The 14,375-nt window shown below is 34.5% G+C and carries 19 protein-coding genes and 1 pseudogene; 2 read left to right on the plus strand and 18 right to left on the minus strand.

Going from position 1 to position 14,375, the window contains the following annotated elements:
• Positions 1 to 147 precede the first annotated feature (147 nt).
• Positions 148 to 714, plus strand: a complete 567-nt coding sequence (locus NX902_RS13615; protein WP_123257773.1) for a non-canonical purine NTP pyrophosphatase — start codon at positions 148 to 150, stop codon at positions 712 to 714.
• 134 nt (positions 715 to 848) lie between these two features.
• On the opposite strand, the gene NX902_RS13620 is transcribed toward NX902_RS13615, so the two are convergent.
• The 9 genes and pseudogenes from NX902_RS13620 to NX902_RS13660 form a co-directional block, all read right to left on the minus strand.
• A complete protein-coding gene (locus NX902_RS13620) occupies positions 849 to 1,304 on the minus strand; it encodes a DUF3278 domain-containing protein (RefSeq protein WP_095333806.1) in 456 nt (151 codons plus the stop codon).
• Positions 1,301 to 1,501, minus strand: coding sequence for a helix-turn-helix transcriptional regulator (locus NX902_RS13625; protein WP_047940535.1), 201 nt, complete (start codon positions 1,499 to 1,501; stop codon positions 1,301 to 1,303). Before NX902_RS13625 ends, NX902_RS13620 begins: the two co-directional genes overlap by 4 nt.
• 591 nt (positions 1,502 to 2,092) lie before the next feature.
• Complete coding sequence (locus tag NX902_RS13630) at positions 2,093 to 2,377, minus strand: hypothetical protein (protein WP_047940534.1); 285 nt, start codon at positions 2,375 to 2,377, stop codon at positions 2,093 to 2,095.
• Positions 2,378 to 2,526: 149 nt separating this feature from the next.
• Entirely contained in the window at positions 2,527 to 2,709 is a 183-nt protein-coding gene (locus NX902_RS13635; protein ID WP_095333804.1) for a hypothetical protein, read from the minus strand.
• A gap of 159 nt (positions 2,710 to 2,868) precedes the next feature.
• A complete protein-coding gene (locus tag NX902_RS13640; RefSeq protein WP_095333802.1) occupies positions 2,869 to 3,687 on the minus strand; it encodes a pentapeptide repeat-containing protein in 819 nt (272 codons plus the stop codon).
• A gap of 23 nt (positions 3,688 to 3,710) precedes the next feature.
• The gene (locus tag NX902_RS13645; RefSeq protein ID WP_235850355.1) at positions 3,711 to 3,884 is read right to left on the minus strand and encodes a PspC domain-containing protein; all 174 of its coding nucleotides are present in this window, start codon (positions 3,882 to 3,884) and stop codon (positions 3,711 to 3,713) included.
• A gap of 69 nt (positions 3,885 to 3,953) precedes the next feature.
• Positions 3,954 to 4,700 carry a class I SAM-dependent methyltransferase gene (locus NX902_RS13650; protein WP_095333798.1) on the minus strand — a complete coding sequence of 249 codons (747 nt, stop codon included), beginning with the start codon at positions 4,698 to 4,700 and terminating at the stop codon, positions 3,954 to 3,956.
• 21 nt (positions 4,701 to 4,721) lie between these two features.
• Positions 4,722 to 5,290 (minus strand): annotated as a pseudogene (locus tag NX902_RS13655) (histidine phosphatase family protein).
• Positions 5,291 to 5,343: 53 nt separating this feature from the next.
• Complete coding sequence (locus NX902_RS13660; protein ID WP_341160782.1) at positions 5,344 to 5,652, minus strand: NUDIX domain-containing protein; 309 nt, start codon at positions 5,650 to 5,652, stop codon at positions 5,344 to 5,346.
• A 249-nt stretch (positions 5,653 to 5,901) separates the two neighbouring features.
• Between NX902_RS13660 and NX902_RS13665 the strand changes: the two genes are divergently transcribed.
• Positions 5,902 to 6,135: a DUF378 domain-containing protein gene (locus tag NX902_RS13665; RefSeq protein WP_095333792.1), complete on the plus strand. Its 234-nt coding sequence runs from the start codon at positions 5,902 to 5,904 to the stop codon at positions 6,133 to 6,135.
• 86 nt (positions 6,136 to 6,221) lie between these two features.
• On the opposite strand, the gene NX902_RS13670 is transcribed toward NX902_RS13665, so the two are convergent.
• The 9 genes from NX902_RS13670 to NX902_RS13710 all read right to left on the minus strand — a co-directional run bounded on the left by NX902_RS13670 (position 6,222) and on the right by NX902_RS13710 (position 14,345).
• On the minus strand, positions 6,222 to 7,472 hold the full coding sequence (locus NX902_RS13670) for a DUF445 domain-containing protein (protein WP_123259327.1): 1,251 nt from the start codon (positions 7,470 to 7,472) through the stop codon (positions 6,222 to 6,224).
• A 181-nt stretch (positions 7,473 to 7,653) separates the two neighbouring features.
• Positions 7,654 to 8,523, minus strand: coding sequence for a proline iminopeptidase-family hydrolase (locus NX902_RS13675; protein ID WP_095333788.1), 870 nt, complete (start codon positions 8,521 to 8,523; stop codon positions 7,654 to 7,656).
• A gap of 44 nt (positions 8,524 to 8,567) precedes the next feature.
• Positions 8,568 to 8,942: a VOC family protein gene (locus NX902_RS13680; RefSeq protein ID WP_095333786.1), complete on the minus strand. Its 375-nt coding sequence runs from the start codon at positions 8,940 to 8,942 to the stop codon at positions 8,568 to 8,570.
• A 208-nt stretch (positions 8,943 to 9,150) separates the two neighbouring features.
• Entirely contained in the window at positions 9,151 to 9,864 is a 714-nt protein-coding gene (locus NX902_RS13685; RefSeq protein ID WP_095333784.1) for a nucleotidyltransferase domain-containing protein, read from the minus strand.
• A gap of 30 nt (positions 9,865 to 9,894) precedes the next feature.
• On the minus strand, positions 9,895 to 10,788 hold the full coding sequence (locus NX902_RS13690; protein ID WP_341160783.1) for a PhzF family phenazine biosynthesis isomerase: 894 nt from the start codon (positions 10,786 to 10,788) through the stop codon (positions 9,895 to 9,897).
• A gap of 40 nt (positions 10,789 to 10,828) precedes the next feature.
• Complete coding sequence (locus NX902_RS13695; RefSeq protein ID WP_095333780.1) at positions 10,829 to 11,407, minus strand: DJ-1/PfpI family protein; 579 nt, start codon at positions 11,405 to 11,407, stop codon at positions 10,829 to 10,831.
• 305 nt (positions 11,408 to 11,712) lie between these two features.
• Complete coding sequence (gene istB / locus NX902_RS13700) at positions 11,713 to 12,432, minus strand: IS21-like element helper ATPase IstB (protein ID WP_036179323.1); 720 nt, start codon at positions 12,430 to 12,432, stop codon at positions 11,713 to 11,715.
• On the minus strand, positions 12,429 to 13,934 hold the full coding sequence (istA, locus tag NX902_RS13705; RefSeq protein WP_171509407.1) for an IS21 family transposase: 1,506 nt from the start codon (positions 13,932 to 13,934) through the stop codon (positions 12,429 to 12,431). The genes istB and istA overlap by 4 nt, the downstream gene beginning before the upstream one ends.
• A gap of 264 nt (positions 13,935 to 14,198) precedes the next feature.
• Complete coding sequence (locus NX902_RS13710; RefSeq protein WP_163188603.1) at positions 14,199 to 14,345, minus strand: hypothetical protein; 147 nt, start codon at positions 14,343 to 14,345, stop codon at positions 14,199 to 14,201.
• Positions 14,346 to 14,375 lie beyond the last annotated feature (30 nt).

A 14,375-nucleotide genomic window follows, 5' to 3' on the forward strand; every position in this document is an offset into this window, starting at 1 on the left:
TCTTCTCCCTTCTTTATGATCATTATATGAAAATGTAAAAAAGTTATTTACCGATCAGCTAAAATTCTCTTTTTCTCTATAAATTTTGTTATATTAAAAGAACAGGAAAATTCATTAAGTAATTTACGAACACAAGGAGACACTTTGATGAAGGAAATTATATTTGTAACAACCAACAAAGGAAAAGTTGCATCTGCTGAAAAGGAATTAAAAAATATAAAAGTGACTCCTATACAGGAAGAGTTAAGCGAGCCACGTACTGACGATATTAAAGAGATTGCTAAACAAAAAGTCTTGCAAGCATATGAAATCGTTAAGAGACCATGCATTGCTTTAGATTCCGGCTTTTTCATCGAAGAATTAAACGGGTTTCCTAGAGCATATGTAAACCATATGTTAGATACTATCGGTATTACTGGTATATTAAAATTACTAAAAGAGGAAAATAACCGTGCTTGCGAATTTAGATCGTGTTTGGCCTATTATGATGGTGAACAAATAACATACTTTGCGAGCAAATCACAAGGAACGATAGCTGAAGAAATAAGAGGTTTAGATAATAATAATAAATGGTCTGATCTCTGGTATATTTTCATTCCCAACCATTTTAATAAAACACTTGCTGAATTTACGGAAGATGATTTCCATATATATGAAGAAAAGAAAGAAGAGTCCTGTATTCGTAAATTTGGAAAATGGTTTGAAGCGCTGTGATAGCGACAATATAATAAAAGCGGTGCAAAAACATTGTGTTCTTGCACCGAAAAAGCAAACAAGGAATGCTTGGATTCTATTATCTTCATAATCTTTGTTTATTTTATTATTTAACAAATGAACATATAAATTGTTTATAGCAAATCCTTATTTTTGTTATAAGAACGTTTTAAAGAAATGTAGTTAACGAAAAACCATAGCAAACCTGCGAACACTATTAACACAATTGTTTCCATCCATTCATTTATGTTGGCTGGCAAACCTAAAAAAATAACATAAAACAAGAAAAATAAAATAACAAAACTACTTGTTTTCATCACAATACTTCTTAATTCTTTCTTATAGGAATCTTCTGTTGCAATATCTGCATACTCAATACCAGATAGTATATACCGCCCTAACACATAAAGGAGAAATATCGCAATAGGTAGTAATAGAGATGTTTTAGCATCTAAATTAACATAGTTATTCAAAATAAGCATTCCTGCAAGGATAAGCAAAAGGATTATTGCTCCTTCTGAAAAAAAGTACAAAATCCTTTTTTCCTTATATTCATCATTAGGTAATAAAAAAGATATCCAAGATCTCATGACAACTCGACCTCCCAAAATAAATCATCTAATGTTGTATTTAATTCTTTAGCAATAGCAATACATAAATTCAGACTAGGATTGTATTCTCCTTTTTCAATCAACCCGATAGTCTGCCTAGTGGCATTCACTCGTTTTGCAAGCTGCTCTTGTGTTAAACCTTTTTCTATTCTTGCTAGTTTCATTTTACTTGCCATATACTCACCTACACAATGAAATATATATTTAACAATTTGTTAGATTTATCTTACATTATACAACGATAGAATGCAATATAAATCTTACATTAAAAATTTATTCCTTGGCAATAGTACATCTTTTCATCCAAAAATTACATCTTTTATTCTCATACAAAAAATATGTTCTCTTTTCGAAATCACTTCTTCCCCCCCTTATAGATTCGCAAGTTAGACGATATAGATATACCATAGGATTCACTTTTTAAGCGTAAATAGTTTTCTTCCGTTATCATAGTACTCTTTATATCGTGATTACTTGATAAAAAAAGCTAAATTCAGTTTAGAATTCAGCAAATAATTTTGCATTTGAATATTTTGTATTCAGTAACAAGATTTTCTTTAAACATAGAAAATTGCTCCTGTTAAGTATGATTCGTCGATAAAATAAATATTAGGTAAAATAAAAACTTCACTAGCAATGGGAACGCTTCGAATATCATATACATGCTCCTATCCTATTCGATTATCTAATATATAATATGAAGCATTCCTTCTTTTGTAAGCGTTATCTTTGCAATAATAAAAAAAACTCTCAAACAGAGAGTCTCCTTAACTAACTTTATAAAACTTATCAATTTTACCAGCTAAAATTCTTAAAAAGTCATTAATGGTCATATTTTCAATTTTTTTAGAATACCATGACAATTTATTCCCCATGTCTTCCCCATCATAATTAACATTTAATGGAACATACCCTTTTGTTTTGGAAGCTAAAGTATGATCGAAGGCAATGATTAATACTTTCCCCTCAGGTGTTTCTAACTTCACTTTATACCTTGGAAATTTGTAATCTGTGCTATACTTTACACCTTTAATCTTAGCCTTTGTTTTCATACATTCTCCTTTTCGAGTGTGTCTATTACTATTATAGCTTAAATGAAGATAATTAGACATCTTTAATTGGGATAATGGAAACTATGGGTATTTGGTCTTAAGAAACAACAAATATTTCTACCTATCTCACAGCTTTTTTCTGTAAGTTATTATTCAGTGTCCGCTATTACCTCTAAAGAGCCCTCCTCGCTGTAATGGATGATATTCACAATTTTGTAATAAGCTTTTTCAATGACAATTGTTTCTCCAATGGAGGGAGGAATTTGATAAATAACTTGCTTTGATTGCCAGCCCTTTACTTTATGCTGATATAAAGTATTTAGTCTCACCATGTAATATCGCCTCTTTCTATGGATGATCTAACAATTAGTAGCTATATGAATATGTATGCATTTCTAAATTTGTCCTTTCCTTTTAAATGAAAAAATCTGAAGCCGGTTTAGGACTTCAGTTAAGAAAGAGCGCATTCCATAAAAAAGCTCCATAAATATTCACAAAATCTCTCTCTCTATCCAATGTTTGGGTCTTTCTAAATAGTTTGGTATTTTAGTATGAACATCGCCAATAGCGGAATTAATTTGCGATTGTGTAAGGAAGAGCGCAGCTTCCAGGTTTGCTGCCCTTAAGTCAGCGTCTCGAAGATCCGCACCAATAAAATCAGCTCCTCGCAAATCACTATTACTTAGATTTGCAGCAATCATCAGCTTGCCTCGAAAATTTTCCCCTTGTAAATCTAATCCTTTTAAATCGGCCCCTATAAGGTCCGATTTATTTTTCAACCTCTTTTTCCCTTTATTCGTCCTACTCCCTCTATAATTTATACTTGCAGCAATTAAGAGCTCGTTAACTTTCCTTCGATGGGAATTAAGATCAATTGTTAAAATCTCTTGCGGTGTTCTTTCCGTTAGTTCAACGGTTTCATCATAAATAAGTTGAAGTTTATCATGAAAAGAAGCAGTTTCCTTTAACGTAAGTGCTTGATTTAGATACCAGAGCATTTCATGTAGTTGTTGAACAAGCGGAAAGATAAGGAACATTTCTTCTGCATGCTTACCACTCCGCCAATCTTTCCCTTTATAAATGGTTTGGGATACATGCTGCCCTGCACCGAAGCATTCATATGATACACAGCCGCGGAATCCTGTTTTTCTCAATTTATCATGGATGGAACAAGCATTGTCTGAACATAAATTTCTGCATGGTATCCCGCTCTCTTTATTAAAGGGAAAATCTGCTGATTCTCCATATGGCAATGCTACACAACATAATCCAAAGCAATTTTGACAATCCGACTTTAATGCATTAATCATTTCTAAATCTCCTAGTAATTTATTTACAAGCTTCTCGGGGAATCAGACATACTATTTACTAAAATAATATAAATTAGAATGGATACTGGCATAGTGATTATAAAGATTAAGCGAATACCTAGTGGCGTAATTCCAAAAAACTCAGCAATCCCCCCACAAACACCATAAATAGCTTTATTAATTTGGGATTTCCTCATTTTGCGATTCATCCTATCGTTCCCTTTCCATCAAATAAGCATGTGAAATTTCATTATCATTTTCTCAATTCATTTCCTGGCAATAATCGTAAATTCCCATGGAATATTCTCCTTTTTCCATCCAGGATGTTCCTCAAATCGATCTAATGTAAACCTAGCCGTAATAACTGCATTAAGAATTTCACTAAGTGTATAAAAGCGGAGAGAAACATCGGGAAAACCATCTTGCTCTTCTTCAGGGAAAAAATGTTTATATGCGATATCGCCTGAATGTATTTCCGTATCAAAATAAGTGTGCTTCGCCGAGAAATCTTTATTCAAGCATTTCAGCAAAGGATGATAATCGCTTAGAATCATTGTGCCATCCTTTTTTAAAATTGAAAATAAAAGGGACATAAGTTGATCTAAATCATGAAAATAATGGAGTACTCCCCCTTCCAAATAGAGAATGTCAAACGTTTCTCCATATGTTTGTAAATCGATGTCATAAACATCTCCTACCACATAATTTATGGAAGTATTAGCATAATAAGCTAGCTCGTTCGCGTATTGTTCATTTTCCTTTGATATATCGAAGACTGTCACATCAGCTCCTAACAGTGCTAATGGCACTGCCTTCCTGCCATTTGATCCACATAGATTTGCTATCTTTTTCCCCTCAACATTCTCTAATAATGCTTGATGCTTTTTTAAACTTGCTCGAGGGTCTTTCCTTATTTCTTTCGCTTTTTCCTTTGGGTGGCCATCTCGCTTTATCCAAAATTCATAGGCACGATATTCCCATGCCGCTTTATTAGTCGCACTTTGCTCATTCATAAGAAAGTCCTCCCCTTAAAATCACTCCCACAATCTTTCCACTTCTACTAATTCATTTTTCATAAATTTCATTCGGTAAATATCTGGCTTTGTCGTATGAAGTAAAAATTCTAAATCAAACCGCCTATCGTAGTAGCTCATCATTAACGTCATTACTACACCGTGGGTTCCGATTGCGATCTTTTTTCCTGCATATGTAGTTAGTAACTGTTTTAAAACCTTTATTGCCCGTTTTTGACATACTCTATTAGACTCAGCTCCAGCTAACGCATAATCTGGATTCGAAAACGATTTACTAAGAAATGGATACAATTCATTATTAGTTAATGGAACAGTATCTAGACTAAACACTTTTTCTTTTAAATCTTCCATAATGAACACCTCTTTGCCCAAGGCTGCAGCTAAATCATTAATGGTTAAGATAGCACGTTGATAAGGACTGGAAACAAAAAGATCAATTTCTTCCTTTTGTAGCATTTTGCTTATACGTTCAGAATCCTCTTTTCCTTTTTCTGTTAACCCTCTTGTTCGTTCTGTTCCTTGGCCTTTGGCGATTCACCGTGTCTTACCATGTAAATATATGTTATCATTTTACTCTCCCACATTTTCCCCTCTAATACGTAACCATTCCGTAGTTTTTTTCTTAATAAAGTTCTTTTCGATAAAGGTAAGAACCTCTATTTCCTGGCAGTGTTACGAATTCCTTTGCTTCTTCAAAAGACAACCATTTATAGCCACTATGCTCATTATTTAAACGTACATCTTGATTTTCCTCTATAAAGCTAACAAATACTGGGGTAATATATAGGGAGTTTTCTCCAGGCGAATATATTTGGTCAAATGTATTCGAACTATAAAGGGCTAGCTTGGTAATACCTGTTTCTTCCTTTACCTCTCTTAAACTGCTTCCTAAGCTTTTTCCCCCTGTTCTAGGCTTCCCCCTATGCAACACCACATATCTTAAATACTGGAGTTGCTCGTTTCAATAATAGAACTTTATCTAAAGACAACCGCTATCCTAGCACTGCAAATCGGTGTTTGTATCCCTTTCATTTTTTCACTCCAAACATGTTTTGTAAAATTAAGTCTTTTTTTATTATAGTTCTTTTTCTCAAAAACTGGTAATATTTCTTGTATTTTAATTTTATAAAAGAGGGATAAACATACTAGTAAATTTCTTAAACAAATAGGAGGTTAAAAGATGTGTGTATTACAGAAATTTGCCTTAATGCTAATCGTGATTGGTGCTGTTAATGGGGGACTTATCGGATTATTTCAGTACGTTCTTGATGTAGTGGTTTTTGGAGGACAGCATACAGGATTTTCTCGTATTATCTATAGTATAGGTGGAATTGCTGGTTTATTGAGTCTTAGCTTATTTTTCTCATCTGAAAGCTTATCTAAACCAAACTTTCAAAAGCGTCCCCCCTATTAAATTGGAATATAATCGTTATTAAACAAATTAAAACGGCAAACAAAATTATGCATTGGTTTTGTTTGCCGTTTTCAATTATTATCTTCTTATAAAATATTCGCCACTAACTGAATTCCACTTAGAAACAGACCGATAATAAATCCGCATACGGCTCCGTTTACCCGAATCCATTGCAGATCTTTGCCAACATTATTCTCAATCATATCGACAAGTGTTTCGTTATCCAGCTTATCCAGATTTTCTTTTACTAAATTGCCAATTTGATCATGGTTTTTCTCAATAAAATGAGAAATTTGGTGAATAATCCATGGATCAATCTTTTCGCCATTTTCTTCAATTTTTCCCACTAGCTGAAGAATAAATGGAAGAGCTTTTGTTTCCATAAACTCCTCATTTTCAAGAAGTTCGATTGCTTTCTCTTGTGCTTGCTTGAGGCTTGTTAAGATTGTATGATTGGACTCAAGCGAATCAAGGACTTTATCTTTCCATGTATAGATTCCTGCTAATACTTTCTCGTTTTCTGGAAGGCTTTCAATTTCCTTACGAATGTAGTGAACCAATGCTTCACGGTTTTGCTCCCCATCTTTTTGAAGACTACGCATTCCACTTAAGCAAAGATTTTGGACAATTTGCCCTAACTTTTCTTCTGTTAAAATATTCTGCAATGTCTTTAACGCAAATTGCAGCATGCCGCTTGCCTCAACATTATTTAACACATTCATCGAAACAGAACCAAGTTTTAGAGCTGTTTCTTCTTTTCGCAGCCAAGCTTCCGCTTTTACTAGAACATGATCCAATGCTTTTTTATCCACTTCTTCTGAAATTAATTGCTTTGTAAGCAGCTGTAGAATATTACTTATTTGTACATCTGATAAAGCTGCTGACATTTGCTTACGCACAAATGGAGTTATTTTTTCAACGTCTATATTTCTAATTGCTTGCTGTGTAGCCTTTATCATTGCTTTCTTTACTGGCTCTGTTTCTATTCTTGTTTTGATGGCAGCAGTGATTTTTTCGGTAAAAGGAATATTCTTCACTTTATCCTGGATACTTTCCTTTGATAACCAATCCTTTTTCAAAACAGTCACTAGCCCATTTACCATCCTATCCCTATTTTTAGGTAATAAACCAGTATGTGGGATTGGCAAACCTAAAGGATGTCTAAATAGTGCTGTAACGGCAAACCAGTCTGCTAGACCACCGACAAGTCCAGCCTCAAAACCGCCATGAATTAAATGTATCCAACTATTATCTTGAAATGGAAATGTCAGGATAAACCCCAATCCCATAATAAGAAGTGAATACCTTGCAAGCTTTCTTGATGATTTTTTTTCCACGCATTGTCCCTCATTTTACTTTTAAAATCGTTTTTACATCTTTTTAGATGTAGAACCTCTATTCAGTAGTATACCAATAATCACCTAAAAACAGAAAGAGAAAGTAGATTTTTAGCTTTTTTTCTTATGGTATAACAAAAGCCAAAAGATCTGTTCGACCTTTCAGCTTCCTAGCACCGCTTTATAACTTGTCTAATGGCGCTAAAAATTCATTCATTACCTGTCTATACTGCTCAGGTTCTTCTATATAGGCCATATGGGCACTTTCTTCAAATACATGAAAAGATGCATGTGGAGTTCTGCTACTATAATATTCTGTTGATGCTGGTGTTGCTTCATCATAGCGCCCACATGTATACAATGTTGGTATAGAAATTTCTGCTAACTGTTCCGTACAATCAAATGTTTTTAAGTTCCCTTGTACAGTAAATTCTGAAGGTCCCCACATTATTTGATACACATGTGGATTTCTAAAGTGCTTTCCTTGTTTTAAATGTTCTGGATAAGGCTTTAATCTACACACAAAATGATCATTAAACACTTCAATCGCTTGTTGAAAAGCAGGTGTATCTGTCGTTCCGTTTTCTTCACAGCTTCTGATCGTTTCTTGCACCTCTAGTGGTAATAAAGCTAAATTTTTCTTTTGATCTTTTTCCCACAATGGTGCACTTAAACACGGACTGGAGAAAATAATGCTGCTAATTCCTTCTCGATTATTAAAATAAGAAGCAGCGGCAAGAGTTGTGCCCCATGAATGGCCAAGAATATGGACTTTTTTCAATTCTAATCCTTTACGAACTTGCGCGACTTCTTCGACAAACCTGTCTAATGTCCATAGGGAATCATCATCTGGTCGATCTGACTTTCCACAGCCTAACTGATCATATAATATGACTGGTCGATCGGTTGCCAAGTCCTTTAACCCCTGTAAAGAGTATGAGCTAGAACCAGGTCCTCCATGTAAAATAAGCAGTGGAGTTCCTTCTGCTGTCTCATTATGTATGATATACCATACTTTTCCTCCTGTAACCTCTATATATCCTTCTTTCATCCGCTTACTCCTTTTCGCATTTTACTACTAGTTTAGCCTATTAATTATTCCGATATCTTTTTTTCGATAATCTCCACGCGATTTCCAAATGGGTCACGAAACTCAAACCGTTCATAGCCTTCAATAGGAATAGAATCAGTTATTTCTACTCCTAGATCACTCAGTTTATTTTTCCAATCCAACATACTATCTACTTGGTAAGCAAGGTGGGACTTAGTTGAATAACGATCAAATCCTTCTTCTGTTCCAACATGTACATCCATATTTCCTAGAGATAGCCAAAAACCCCCTCTTCCTTGTAAGGATGCAGGCTTCGCTATTTCTTTTATACCTAGCTCGCCACAATAAAAATCCTTAGCCTTTTGTTCCATTCCTTTAGGAATGGTTATTTGCACATGATGCACACCAATTATAGTCATCTTCCTTTTCCCTCCCAGATCTTCGTCCTATTAATTTTATAATAGTCTAGCCAAATAAAACATATCGTAAATCTAATCATTTATGATTAGAAAAAATAATGGTAAATAATGGTAAATAAGTCATTTATCTCCTTAGATACTATGAAAATACGGCAAAGAATAAATCATATATAAAAACCAGGAGACTAGCGAAGGTACAAATTAGGTTTTATGTTTCCTTACCAAGTGAAAATCCCGCAAACAGCTTGCCTCCATATGGCTTTAATACTTTTTCCGTAATTTCTATAATTTTATCTTTTTCTCTGGTTCGATAAAAGCAATCAAATGCTTCAATAAACTCATCCGCAAATAGAGAATCATATTGTCGTAAAGCCCTGACCATCCATTTCGATGTGCCAATCCATTGCTTATTTACTCTTAAAACAAATTCATGGAGAAGAAAGCTTAATGTACTTGCAATGAAAATTTCCTCTTGTTTATTGTCCGCTCCTATCAAATCGTCTAGCACGTCTGTTATAAAGTAACGCTTCGTACGAATTGTTTCCTCTGACCATTCTTTCGGTCCCTCTGCCAGCATTTGTTTTGCTTCTTGTTTGATTGCTTGCAAAGCTCCGTCGTCTCTTAATATGATTCCTTCTGTAACCATTCGCTGCATAGAAGGTTTGGCTATATTATAGTCCATTAAGAAGAAATCTTTATAGGAAGATAAATTATGTACAAATACTTCAATTGGCCAACCAAATTCCATCATAGACTCTCTATAAGAGGAGACGATCTTTTCATCAAAAATGACAATATCAAGATCGGAAGTAGCTGTTGCTTGTCCCCTTACTACACTTCCTGCTAAAACAGCAGCATTACAGTTTGCATAATATGTATCTATAAAAAGGCCGGCTGCTTCTACTGGCTCTAATCTTTCCATGTAATTAACTCCTTTTCCTAATCATTATATTCAATCAATAGTTATTATTAATTCCTTGACAAATACTGCTGTTCCACTAATCTCCACATCTAATTGACCATTCCTCTCAGAAACAATAACAGATACTCTCCCATCATGACCTATCTCCTGACCTTGTTCAATAACAATAGTCTTATTTTTCCATGCCTCATCCACATACTTAATATAATATGCCCCCATCACTCCTGACGCTGTGCCCGTAACTGGATCCTCGGTTGTCCCAGAGTAAGGAGAAGAAAAATGCCTTCCATGCATAATTGCATTTATATCATAGGTTTCCAGGCAAAATGGATGAATGGATGCATGAGGAATTTCCGCTAAAATAGCTGGAAACAAGTCATTTTTAACAGCCATTTTTGGAAATACACGCAGTTCTTTAATAGGAATGAGGAGTGTCCACAGCCCCGTATTGCCATAAAGAATCGGAAAATTTGGATCTAAATCAGATTCTTTAAGACCGATTGCTTCTGCTAATGCTAAACGTGAACCTTTGAATTCTTTAAATTGCGGTGTAACTTGCTTCATCGTAATGGCAGGCGAAGACTGATTACGATGATTAATTTTAATCGGAAGCACTCCCGCCTTTGTCTCGATGGAATAAAGTTCTTTGTCTGAGAGCAGCCCCATCGTTTTTAGTGCAAAAACAGTAGCGATAGTAGCGTGACCACAAAGATTCACTTCATGTCCAGGAGTAAAATAACGAATATTTAGATCAGCACATTCTGATGGTAAAACAAACGCCGTTTCATTAAAACCTACCTCTTTGGCTATTTTCTGCATTTCTATCTCGGTATATTGCTCTCCCGCTAACACGATTCCAGCAGGATTTCCCTTATTCGGCTGATCAGTAAATGCATCATAATGTAAAACAGTAATTTTCTTCATTTCCATTTTCCTCCTACTAATCTATTTATCTCTTCCTTTATTATCTATCATATTCCATCCGCTTTGCTGTTTCCCTTCCTACTTCCTCGCCGTATAACTTCTCCACTATATGAAAGGACATATTGATTCCGGCAGATATCCCACCAGAAGTTAGTATCTTTCCTTCATCTACAAATTTCACTTCCCTAACTATCTGAACCTTTGGGAATTCCTGCTCTAAGCGATCAATATCCATCCAGTGCGTGGTAGCCTTTAAATTATCCAACAACTCAGCCTTCGCTAATAAAAATGCTCCTGTACAGACAGAAGTCATAAATTCCACTTTCCTTGATTGCTTTTTAATCCACTTAATGGAAACCGGATTATAAATTTCGATTTCTTCTGCACCATAGCCGCCTGGAACAATGAGAATATCCAGAACAGGATGGTTTTCAAAAGAAAAATCTGCTTCTATTCTAAGACCATTTCTTGCTAAAATAGTTCCACCTTTTTCTGAAATAGTATAGACATGGAATAATTTATTCTCCCCACCAGCTAAAGAAAAAACTTCAAATGGACCAGCAACATCCAATACTTCTACTTCATTGTAAATGAATATTCCGACAATTAGTTCCTTCATGTTCCCCCCTAAAATAGATATATATGTAAAATAAAGAAAAATCAATTAACAACTCTAGTCTTTACATCCTAACACGTTTTGCGAATTTTAAAATAATATTTTTACTAAATTTCTTATAAATAGGCTCTGTTAAAGTTTAAAGATGATATTTCTTATAAAATAAAGTTCCATTTTATAATATTTGCTTATTAAACTAAGGCATCTGTTAGTGACATACCCTATTAATTTTTTGGATTGAGTTTGTATTTGGCAAGCAAAAAATGCATAAAACGGCAATCAAAAATGTAACCACTTGCCAACGAAATTTAATTCTGAATAATTGACTCCTTATAACGATAACTATCGCCTTTAAATACAATCAAATGCGAATGATGGATGAGTCGATCAATTACTGCCTCCGTTAATATTGGATCCCCAAAAACGTGATTCCATTGACCGAATTGAAGGTTTGTCGTGATTATGATGCTTTTGGTTTCATAACACATCGAAATAACCTGAAACAATAATTCAGCCCCTTGTTTGTGAAGAGGAATGTAACCTAACTCATCCAAAATCAAAAGATCCAATTTCTCTATTTGCTTAAAAAGCTTATTGAGATTACCTTTTTCATTTGCTTCTAATAATCGATTAACTAATGATGCCGCTGTATAGAATTTAACAGCTTTGCCATACCTTTGTATGGCATTCAATCCAATTAACGTAGCTAAATAGGTTTTACCTGCACCTACACCCCCATAGAAAATTAGATTTTCTTGCTGCTCCATGAATACTCCATTTAATAGGTCTTCACTACTTAGTCCTGCTGTTAGGACAATGTCCTTCCAATCAAAAGGTTTCCCATTGACTTTAGGTAAGCTTGCTTGTGTAAGTAAAAGATTTGTTTTTCGTTCTTCTCGTTGCTCAATTTCTTTTTCAAAAAGCTTCAGTAAATACTCTTCATTTGATGTGGCTTCTATCTCTTGATAATGTTCTCTAATCCAACTTAATTTCAATCGTTTAGCGAATTCTTGAATCTGCGTACTCAATTTATTTCAGCTCCTTTTAGAAGCTGATTATAATGCTGTAGACCTCTAGTAGCCTCCGGCATAATAGGCAATGACTTTTGGAGATGTACTTCTTCGCGTATCCCTCGACCATTAATTAGTTGGTAGAATACTTGTTTAATTGATTCAACCGAAGGATGACCATGCTCTGATGCAATCTTCAGCGCTTCAGTAATTTTACTAAAATCATAATCTTTCATCACTGTACCTAATAACTTCAGGGCTTCTGATTTTTCAGAGGAAGTACATGAATTAAAATATGTTTGCCATTCTTGTGGTAACTGCTCATAGAAACTAGTATATTTAAGTGCCATAGGACGTTTGGCCATTAGATTTAAGTATGGCTGCCAATTAATCGATTTTCTATATTGACCATAGAGTCGAGGATGGCTAACGACTAGTTGATAATCATCTGTAAGAATATCAATTGAATTATATGAAATACGAATTAGAACCTTATTTAAAGCGTATCTTGGTGAAGTAGAATATAGATTTTTTTCTACTTTAATATAACCGTACTTATCGGCTTTCACTGTTTCGTATCTGATGCATTGGTATTCCTTACTTGGTAAAACCAAAAAGGCTTTCCGATCCTCTTCAAACAGCTGGGATATGAAAGATTCCTTTTCATAATGTTTTCTCTCACGATCTTTCTCAGCTTTTTCCCACAACGTCTTATTAAGTTCGTCTAAATTCAGTACGTGGAGACCAGGCAATAAATAATTGTTTCTCACATATTTCACCATTGCTTCCACATGACCCTTTTCATTCCCACTATTAGGATTACAAAATTCACTTTCGAACCCATAGTGTAGAACGAAGTTCTGAAATTCCTCTGTTAACTGCCGTTCGCCATTTGGCAATACCTTCTTTACGGCAGCTGAAAGATTATCGAATCTAATTGTTCTTGGAACACCACCCATATGGTGAAAAATACGCTTTAATCCTTCTAAAAAACACTCTTTGTTTTGAGCGGGGAATACCTGAAAATAAAATGAATTACTATATGGATAAGAAAGAACCAGATAGGGTAGAGTTATCTGTTCCCCTTGATATTTAAACGGAGCTTCTCCAAAATCCACTTGAGCTGACCCAGGTTTGCTCTCTAGTGATAACGCTGCTTGATTCGCTTCATTTAATAGTTCTTTTTTTCGATGGGATATGTAGTTTCTTACTGTTCGATCAGAACCCTTAAAATCAAACTCCTCTTTTAATTGCTCCCAAATTCTCTTTGCAGTTCTACGGAATTTTCTCTTTTGTTTAAAATCTTCTATTAACCATTCATCTACTATATGTTTAATAGGATCCATCACTGGAGATGGTCTGTCTTGTTTGATATTTTCTACAGGACTAAAATCATCCTGTTCTGCATACTTCTTAACAGTTCTACGATCTCTTCCTATTCTTTGTGCAATCTCCGAATAGTTACTGTCTTTTATGTTTACCTCATGTCTGATATAATTAATTTCGGCCACTGCCAACATCTCCTTAATACCTCCTGCGCTTGTTTGTCCCAACAGGAAGTGTATGTGTATTTTGGAATGTTGACAAGTGGTTTTTTAATTTGTGCAGGGCCTACGGCCCTATTGCACAAATTTAATGCCATACCCTACATTTTTATGATGCCATAAACAATTGAGTTAATGGTTAAAGAATAAATCGTATATGTGTCTTCTGTATTCATAATGGTTTCTGACTTTTCATCAACCCAAATTTCAATTATTTCTATATCCCCTATAACTAATGATTCATAACTGTTCTCTATTGGATAAATAGTTTTCTATACTTTTATGATAATTTTGTCGATTATCAACCTTTACTTCACTATTTTGCTTGCAAACAAATAAAACCAACTGATAGAAGATATAGGATAAGATTAAACTTATTTTTTTCATAAATGAAAGTTCCCTTAACAATCTTTGTAA

The sequence above is a fragment of the Niallia sp. FSL W8-0954 genome (genome assembly GCF_038005605.1).
In the GTDB taxonomy this organism is placed as follows: domain Bacteria; phylum Bacillota; class Bacilli; order Bacillales; family Cytobacillaceae; genus Niallia; species Niallia circulans_A.

Excerpts from the sequence above, each read along its gene's own strand:
- NX902_RS13680 (WP_095333786.1), bottom strand. The coding sequence starts at position 8,942 with ATGACTATAATTGGTGTGCATCATGTGCAAATAACCATTCCTAAAGGA.
- NX902_RS13640 (WP_095333802.1), bottom strand. The coding sequence starts at position 3,687 with ATGATTAATGCATTAAAGTCGGATTGTCAAAATTGCTTTGGATTATGT.
- NX902_RS13710 (WP_163188603.1), bottom strand. The coding sequence starts at position 14,345 with ATGAAAAAAATAAGTTTAATCTTATCCTATATCTTCTATCAGTTGGTT.
- NX902_RS13635 (WP_095333804.1), bottom strand. The coding sequence starts at position 2,709 with ATGGTGAGACTAAATACTTTATATCAGCATAAAGTAAAGGGCTGGCAA.
- NX902_RS13695 (WP_095333780.1), bottom strand. The coding sequence starts at position 11,407 with ATGAAGGAACTAATTGTCGGAATATTCATTTACAATGAAGTAGAAGTA.
- NX902_RS13665 (WP_095333792.1), top strand. The coding sequence starts at position 5,902 with ATGTGTGTATTACAGAAATTTGCCTTAATGCTAATCGTGATTGGTGCT.
- istA (WP_171509407.1), bottom strand. The coding sequence starts at position 13,934 with ATGTTGGCAGTGGCCGAAATTAATTATATCAGACATGAGGTAAACATA.
- NX902_RS13650 (WP_095333798.1), bottom strand. The coding sequence starts at position 4,700 with ATGAATGAGCAAAGTGCGACTAATAAAGCGGCATGGGAATATCGTGCC.
- NX902_RS13685 (WP_095333784.1), bottom strand. The coding sequence starts at position 9,864 with ATGGAAAGATTAGAGCCAGTAGAAGCAGCCGGCCTTTTTATAGATACA.
- NX902_RS13630 (WP_047940534.1), bottom strand. The coding sequence starts at position 2,377 with ATGAAAACAAAGGCTAAGATTAAAGGTGTAAAGTATAGCACAGATTAC.
- NX902_RS13690 (WP_341160783.1), bottom strand. The coding sequence starts at position 10,788 with ATGAAGAAAATTACTGTTTTACATTATGATGCATTTACTGATCAGCCG.
- NX902_RS13675 (WP_095333788.1), bottom strand. The coding sequence starts at position 8,523 with ATGAAAGAAGGATATATAGAGGTTACAGGAGGAAAAGTATGGTATATC.
- NX902_RS13645 (WP_235850355.1), bottom strand. The coding sequence starts at position 3,884 with ATGAGGAAATCCCAAATTAATAAAGCTATTTATGGTGTTTGTGGGGGG.
- NX902_RS13615 (WP_123257773.1), top strand. The coding sequence starts at position 148 with ATGAAGGAAATTATATTTGTAACAACCAACAAAGGAAAAGTTGCATCT.
- NX902_RS13625 (WP_047940535.1), bottom strand. The coding sequence starts at position 1,501 with ATGGCAAGTAAAATGAAACTAGCAAGAATAGAAAAAGGTTTAACACAA.
- NX902_RS13620 (WP_095333806.1), bottom strand. The coding sequence starts at position 1,304 with ATGAGATCTTGGATATCTTTTTTATTACCTAATGATGAATATAAGGAA.